General features: G+C 77.7%; 4 protein-coding genes and 1 pseudogene. 2 read left to right on the forward strand and 3 right to left on the reverse strand.

Going from position 1 to position 6,566, the window contains the following annotated elements; translation table 11 throughout:
* Nucleotides 1-1,070, forward strand: a 1,070-nt coding sequence (locus tag DZF91_RS08880) for an aminotransferase-like domain-containing protein (RefSeq protein WP_147341064.1), incomplete at its 5' end; no start/stop codon positions are given.
* A 143-nt stretch (nt 1,071-1,213) separates the two neighbouring features.
* Here DZF91_RS08880 and DZF91_RS08885 read toward each other — a convergent pair.
* Nucleotides 1,214-2,032, reverse strand: coding sequence for a hypothetical protein (locus DZF91_RS08885; protein ID WP_235834178.1), 819 nt, complete (start codon nt 2,030-2,032; stop codon nt 1,214-1,216).
* Between the two features lie 422 nt (nt 2,033-2,454).
* On the opposite strand from DZF91_RS08885, the gene DZF91_RS08890 reads away from it, so the two are divergent.
* Nucleotides 2,455-3,558, forward strand: a complete 1,104-nt coding sequence (locus DZF91_RS08890) for a phosphotransferase family protein (protein WP_117356996.1) — start codon at nt 2,455-2,457, stop codon at nt 3,556-3,558.
* A gap of 37 nt (nt 3,559-3,595) precedes the next feature.
* Here DZF91_RS08890 and DZF91_RS08895 read toward each other — a convergent pair whose 3' ends face one another.
* Together DZF91_RS08895 and DZF91_RS39610 are read right to left on the reverse strand one after the other, a co-directional pair.
* Nucleotides 3,596-5,626, reverse strand: a complete 2,031-nt coding sequence (locus tag DZF91_RS08895) for a sigma-70 family RNA polymerase sigma factor (protein ID WP_147341065.1) — start codon at nt 5,624-5,626, stop codon at nt 3,596-3,598.
* A gap of 338 nt (nt 5,627-5,964) precedes the next feature.
* Nucleotides 5,965-6,566: pseudogene (locus DZF91_RS39610) on the reverse strand (hypothetical protein); the annotation flags it as partial.

Genomic DNA, 6,566 nt, shown 5'->3' on the forward strand with positions numbered 1-6,566 from the left:
ACGGTCCGGCCTGGCGGCGCGCGTGGCGGATGGCGGCCTCGGCCGTCCCGGCCGCGCGCCCCGACCCGCGCGGACGGCCCGGCCTGCGCGCCGCGCTCGCCGAGCACATGCGGCGCAGCCGCGGGGTGTCCTGCACGCCCGACGCCGTCGTGGTCACCCGCGGGATCGGCAACGGGCTGGACCTGCTCGCCGCGACCGTCCTGCGGCCCGGCGACCGCGTCGGCGTCGAGGACCCGGGCTGGGCCCGCGCCCGGACGGCGCTGCTCGCGCGCGGCATGACGCCGGTCCCGTGCCCGGTGGACGAGCACGGCCTCGTCGTGGACGCGCTGCCCGCCGACCTGCGCATGGTGTACACGACGCCGTCCCACCAGTACCCGCTGGGCGGCGTCCTGCCGGTGCCGCGGCGGCAGGCGCTGCTGGCGTGGGCGCGGCGCGCCGGGGCGCTGGTCGTGGAGGACGACTACGACGGCGAGTTCCGGTACGACGTCGCGCCGCTCCCCGCGCTGTTCGACCTCGACCCGGAGACCGTGGTGCACCTCGGCACCACGTCCAAGATCCTCAGCTCGGACGTCGGGGTCGGCTGGCTGGTCGCCCGCCCGGAGCTGGCGGCGGCCGTCGCGCGCCGCCGGGTCGACCTCGCCGACCGGACGGCCGCGGTCTCCCAGGAGGCGGTGCGGCTGCTGCTGGAGCGCGGCGACCTGGTCCGGCACGTCCGCCGGATGCGGGCCGAGTACGCCCGCCGCCGCGCCGTGGTGACCGAGGAGCTCGCCGGGCTGCCGCTGGTCGGCGACACGGCGGGGCTGCACCTGGTGGTGTCGCTGCCGCCGGGCCGGGCCGAGCGGGTCGCCGCCGAGGCCGCGCGGCACGGCGTCCTGCTGGACGACCTGGAACGGCACCACGCGGGGCCGGTCCGCTTCTCCGGCCTGGTCATCGGGTACGGCGCGGTCGCCGGACGCGCCGAACTCCGCGCCGCCTGCGCCCTCGTCCGCCGCCTGGTCGCGGACGAACTGCTCGCGGACGACCCGGCCGCGGACGCGGAGAGGGCGGCCGGGGAGCCCGCCGTCGCGTAGAGGGCAGGGAGGTTCGAGGCCGCGCGCCCGGGGAGCGCTGGGCCTCCGGCGGACGTGATCAGGCCCGGACGGGACGGGCGTCGGCGGGCGGGCTCAACGGGCGCTCGCGGGAACGGGCTCAACGGGCGCTCGCGGGGGCGGGCTCAACGGGCGCTCGCGGGGACGGGCTGCGGCGCTGCCGGGACGGTCGGGGCGGCGGGGACGGGTGGCGCCGGGGTCGTGGCCGGCGGGGTGGGGGAGGCCGGAGCGGGGACGGGCGAGCGGGTGAGCAGCGGCGTGCGGGTGGGGGAGGCCGGAGCGGGGACGGGCGAGCGGGTGAGCAGCGGCGTGCGGGTTCCGGCTCCGGCCACGAGAGGCCCGGCGTCCGCCTGGGTGGGACGGGTGCGGGAGAGCCCGGCGGGAGGGGTGTCCGGGCCGGTGATGCGGCGCACGTCGATGCCGCCGGGGTCGGGCCGGACGGCGTCCGGAACCTGGGAGGCCCCGAAGTGCCCGCCGCGCGCCCAGTCCCGGCGGTCGCGCGGGGACTCGTAGGACTGCGGCGTGGCCAGCGGCGGCCCGGCGGGCCACCGGCGCGCGACGCCCCAGCCGTCCAGCCAGCGGACGATCGGGTCCAGGCCGGTCAGCGGCCCGGTGGTGAACGGCTCGCGGGCCTGCCCGACGACCATGATCTGCGCGCAGATCCGGCCCTCCCGGCCGGGGCCCGGTCCGGGGCCGTCCTCGGCGAGCGCGAGTCCCGCCCGGACGATCGGGAGCTGCTGGACCACCTCCCCGGTGAGGGGGTTCCAGACCACGTGCGCGGGACGTCCGATCTTGGCGAGGTCCGCGGCGAGGGAGCGCGCGGACACCGAGCGCGGGTCGGATCCGCTGGTCAGCCAGACGGCGCGGGGGGCTCCGCCCCGCAGGGCGCCCCCGTCGAGTCGTGCGGGCAGCCGGACGGCTTCGGGCAGCCATGCGTCGGCCACGGTGGGTCCCCCCCAATGGGACGTGGGGTACGTCCCGTTCGTCCGGTCCTTGCCTTCCGGCCCGGCCGGACGCTGGGTCCGGTCGGCCCGCCCTGGGCCGGTTTGGATGGCATATTCAGGCATACGCGCCTTGTGTCGGTGATGACTACCCCTACCGGAGTCCGCTGTCACCTGGGCCGGCGACTTTCCTCGCCGGACCCGGTCTCAGCAGCCGCGCGTCACTCCCCGCACGGCGGCGAACACGCAGGTGACGGGCTCCTGGGACGGGTGGGGACGGCGGGACGCGAGACGGCCGGATCCGGCCGGAGCGTCCTCCGTGACCGCCGGGACGCAACGGCCGTACCGTCCCTCCGCGGACCTCCGGGCGGCGGCCGGGCGGGTGGGGTTCCCAGGGGGGACCGAGCCGCGTTCTAATACGGGTCATGACCGCTGACAGCGAACCTCCGGCCGGGGTGCCCGGCATCGACGTGCCCCGCCTGGCCGCGTGGCTGGACCGCGAGCTCCCCGGCGCCGGACGGATCGGCGGGATCGAGGTGATCGCGGGCGGGCGGTCCAACCTCACCTACGCGATCACGCTGGACGGCGGCGACCGCGACCGGATCGTGCTGCGCCGCCCGCCGCTCGGGCACGTCCTGCCGACCGCGCACGACATGGCGCGCGAGTACCGGGTGCTGTCGGCGCTCGGCGCGCACGGCGGCGTCCCGGTCCCGGCCGCGCTCGCGCTGTGCGAGGACGAGGACGTCATCGGCGCGCGGTTCTACCTGATGGCCTTCGTGGACGGCCGCGTCCTGCGCACCGCGGAGGAGGCCGACGGCCTCACCCCCGAGCGGGCGCGCGGGCTCAGCGAGGCGCTGGTCGCCGCGCTCGCCGCGATCCACACCGTGGACGTCGAGAAGGCGGGCCTGGCGGACTTCGGCCGCCCGTCCGGGTACATGGAGCGCCAGCTCCGCCGCTGGGGCAAGCAGTGGGACGCCTCGCAGGACGCGATCCGCGCCACCGGGACCGTCCGCGACCTGCCCGAATACGACCGGCTCGTGGCGCGGCTGGCCGAGCGGCTGCGCGGCCTGCCGCCCGGCGGCGCCCCCGCGCGGCTCGTCCACGGCGACTTCCGGCTCGACAACGCGCTCGCGCGGCTGGAGCCGGAACCGGAGATCACCGCGGTCGTGGACTGGGAGATGTCCACGCTCGGCGACCCGCTGTCGGACCTCGGGCTCACCCTGGTCTACTGGGCCGAGGCGTCCGATCCCGTGCCGCTCCCGGTCGGCGCGACGATCACCACCGCGCCCGGGTTCGCCACCCGCCGCGAGTTCGCCGAGCGGTACGCCGGGCTCACCGGCGCCGACCTGTCCGACCTCGACTACTACGTCGCGTTCGCGTGCTTCAAGCTGGCGGTCATCCTGGAGGGCATCCACGCCCGCTTCCTGCAGCACGCGACGGTCGGCGAGGGCTTCGACGTCCTCGGCCCGGCGGTGCCGGTGCTGCTCGACCGCGCGCACACCGTCCTGGACGCGCGTTCGCCCTGGTAGAGGACGCGTCCGGCGCGGCCGGGCGGGCGGGCGCGGGTCAGCAGTAGCTGACGGCGGCGGCGCCGGACGGCGAGAACACCACCTGGCCCGTCCGCGAGCCCCAGCACATGCCGTGCCGCTGCACCTGGACCGTCGCGGACTGGCCCGCCGCCAGCGTGCCGCCGCCGGACGCGGACAACCCGCGCGAGACGCCCACGACGCGCCAGGTCACCGTCCCGCCCGTCGCCGTCACGGTGACCTGGCAGCTCGAGCCGAGGCCGATGCTGCAGCCCACCACCGACAGCGTGCCCGGACGCGGCGCGGACGGCGGCGGGGGAGAGGGCGGAGCCGAGTGCGTGGGCCGCCGGGTCGGCGTGTGCTTCGGCGAGGACGACGGCGGCGACGACGGCGAGGACGACGGCGTGCGGGTCGGCGACGACGAGCTCTTCTTCGCGTGCAGGGTGGGCGTGGACGAGGGCGAGGACGCCGCCGACATGCTCGGCTCCACGGTCCCGGCGCTCGGCGACGGGGCCGTCGGACGGCCGCCCTTCGCGACCGGTCCGCTGCCGTGTCCCGAGCCTCCGCCGCCCGCGAACGCCGACACGGCCACGCCGAGGACCGCCACGGCGGCCACCCCGCCGACCCCCGCGAGCACGGCCCGCTTGCGTCCGCGACGGCTGAGCAGCTCGCCGGCGACCCAGCGGTCCCCTTCCTCGGGGACGCGTCCGGACCTGCGCGGTTCGAGCTGGTCCGAGTTGCCGGACGCCGCGTCGGTGCGCGAGTGCCGTCCGCCGCCGCCCGCCGAACCGCGCCTCGGCGACGGACCGTCCGGCGGGGCGGACGCGGTGTCCGTGCCCGGGACGGCATCGAACGAGAGCGTCGTGTCGGGCGCGTCGAGGCGATGTCCCGAGGAGCCGGGCGCCTCGGGGCCAGGTGCCGCGGCGGCATGGCCTCCCGCCAGGCCGGGCGTTCCGGCACCGGGGGCCGGAACGGTGCCGGTCGCCGCGCCGCCGACGAGGGGCGCCTCGGCAGGCGCCGTCCCCGGTGCTCCGGTGCCGGGCGCGGGGAAGTCGGGCCGGGTGGCGTCCGAGAGGTCGGTGTTCCACTGCTGCGTGCGGTCGTCCCCGCCGGGCGCGGCGGCGTCGGCGGCGGAGGCGTCGGGAGCGAGGGCGACGGGAGCGGCGGCGGTCTCCGTGCGCGCCCGGCGGCCCCGCTTCGAGCGGCGCGGACGGTACGGAGCGGGCCAGCCGTCGGAATCGAGGGGTTCGACGAGCGCCGCGGCCGAGCGCCGGGCGTCCGCGCGTCCGGGGGAGGCGGCGGCGTTCAGGATGTCCAGCCGCAGGTCGGCCGGGATCGCGGCGACCGGCAGGGAGCCGAGGACCTGCTCCACCGGAATGTCCGGCACGGCCTGGGCCGCGCAGGTCCCGCAGGACGCGACGTGCTCGGCGAGCGCTCCGGCCTCCGGCGGCGCGGGCGGCCACGACCGGGGGAGGAGCGCGGCGAGGCCGGGGCAGTCGCGGGAGTGGCGGCGGGCGACGAGCGCGGAGCGCAGCCCGTGCGCGAGCGCGGTGCGCGCCTGGCGGAGCGCGGAGTCCGCCTCCTTCGCCGACGTTCCGAAGACCTTGCCGAGGTCGGCGGCGGACAGCCCGTGCCGGACGGCCAGGTCGAGGAGCTCCCGCTGGCGTCCGTCCAGGGCGGCGAGGGCGGCGTGCGCGAGTTCGCGCTGCTCGCGCAGCCTGCCGCGGTCCTGGGCGGACATCTCGTCCGCGCCCGCCTCCGGGGCCTCCTGGCCGGTGCTGCGGGTCGGGTCCTCGCGGCGGCGCAGGCTCTCCTTGCGCGCGATCGCGTACAGCCAGCCGCGCAGCCGGTGCGGCTCGCGCAGCGCCGTGACGTGCTCGCGCGCCGAGAACAGGCAGTTGCGCAGCGCCCCGGCCGCCTCGACGCGGTCGCGCAGCAGCCCGTGGCAGTAGTCGAACAGCGGCGGCGCGAAGGCGTCGTACACCTCGCTGAGCGCGATGACGTCGCCCGTGCGCAGCGCCTCCACGAGCCGGGCGTCGTCGATCCCACCGGGCACGGCCCGACCGGTCACCTGCTGCCTCCCCGACGAGTCCTGCGGATGGTCCGCGGTGGTCTTCCCCGTGCCGGCCCGACGTCGGACCGGCGTCCCTGGTTGACCGATCTTGCCACCGCTCACCGGCCGATTGGCGCCTTGGCGGAATCCGGACGGCCGAGACCCCCGCTTCCGTGCGTCCGTCGGCCCGCTGACCACCGTATTTATGGCGCTGTGAGGAAAATCTCCTTTTCCCCCCACCGGGCAGCGGAACTCGACGCTATGTCGCCTTCTCCATGCCGAGCGTGACCATTCTGCCGCCGGATCTCACTCCGTGGGCAGATTCCGCCCCACGCCCTGCCCGGCTCCTCGTCCGTCTAGCCGCACGTCCAGGAGACGGAGACACCCGCGCCGGGGCTGAACGCGACCGTCCCCGAGCCGGACTGCTCGCACGCGGACAGCGTGATCGTCGCGTGGGCCGTCCCGCCGGAGCGCAGCGTGCCGCCGCCCTGCGCCGCCAGCGGCGGCCGGGCCCCGACGCTCCACGTCACCGGGCCGCCGACGGCGACGACGGTGATCGCGCAGGACGGGTTCTGCGTGGTCAGCGCGCAGCTTCCCGGTGAGACGGCGAGCCGTCCGGCCGGGACCGTGTGCGTCGGCGCGGACGGCGGCGCCGGACGGCTCGTGGACGGACGCGGCGTCCGGTGCGCCGGGCCCGCCGAGTGCGGGGACCGCGAGAGGGACGGCGTGCTCGGCGTCGGCGACGTGCTCCGCGTCGGGGACGGCGTGTCCGAGGGGGCGGACGAGTCGGAGGGCGCGTCCGACGCGTCCGGGTCGGTGCTGCCGGTCGGGCGCGGCGCGCCGTTCGCGCTGGTCTCGCTCGGCGCGCCGGGCATCAGGAAGAACCCGAGCGCGACGACCAGCACGACCGCCGCCGCGGCGGCGAGCGCGGGCCAGAAGCGGGGCGGCTGCCGCGGCC

It is taken from the genome of Actinomadura logoneensis, from assembly GCF_003428695.1.
GTDB classification, from domain to species: domain Bacteria; phylum Actinomycetota; class Actinomycetes; order Streptosporangiales; family Streptosporangiaceae; genus Spirillospora; species Spirillospora logoneensis.

Coding starts and splice junctions, on each gene's coding strand:
- DZF91_RS08890 (WP_117356996.1), top strand. CDS start 2,455: ATGACCGCTGACAGCGAACCTCCGGCCGGGGTGCCCGGCATCGACGTG.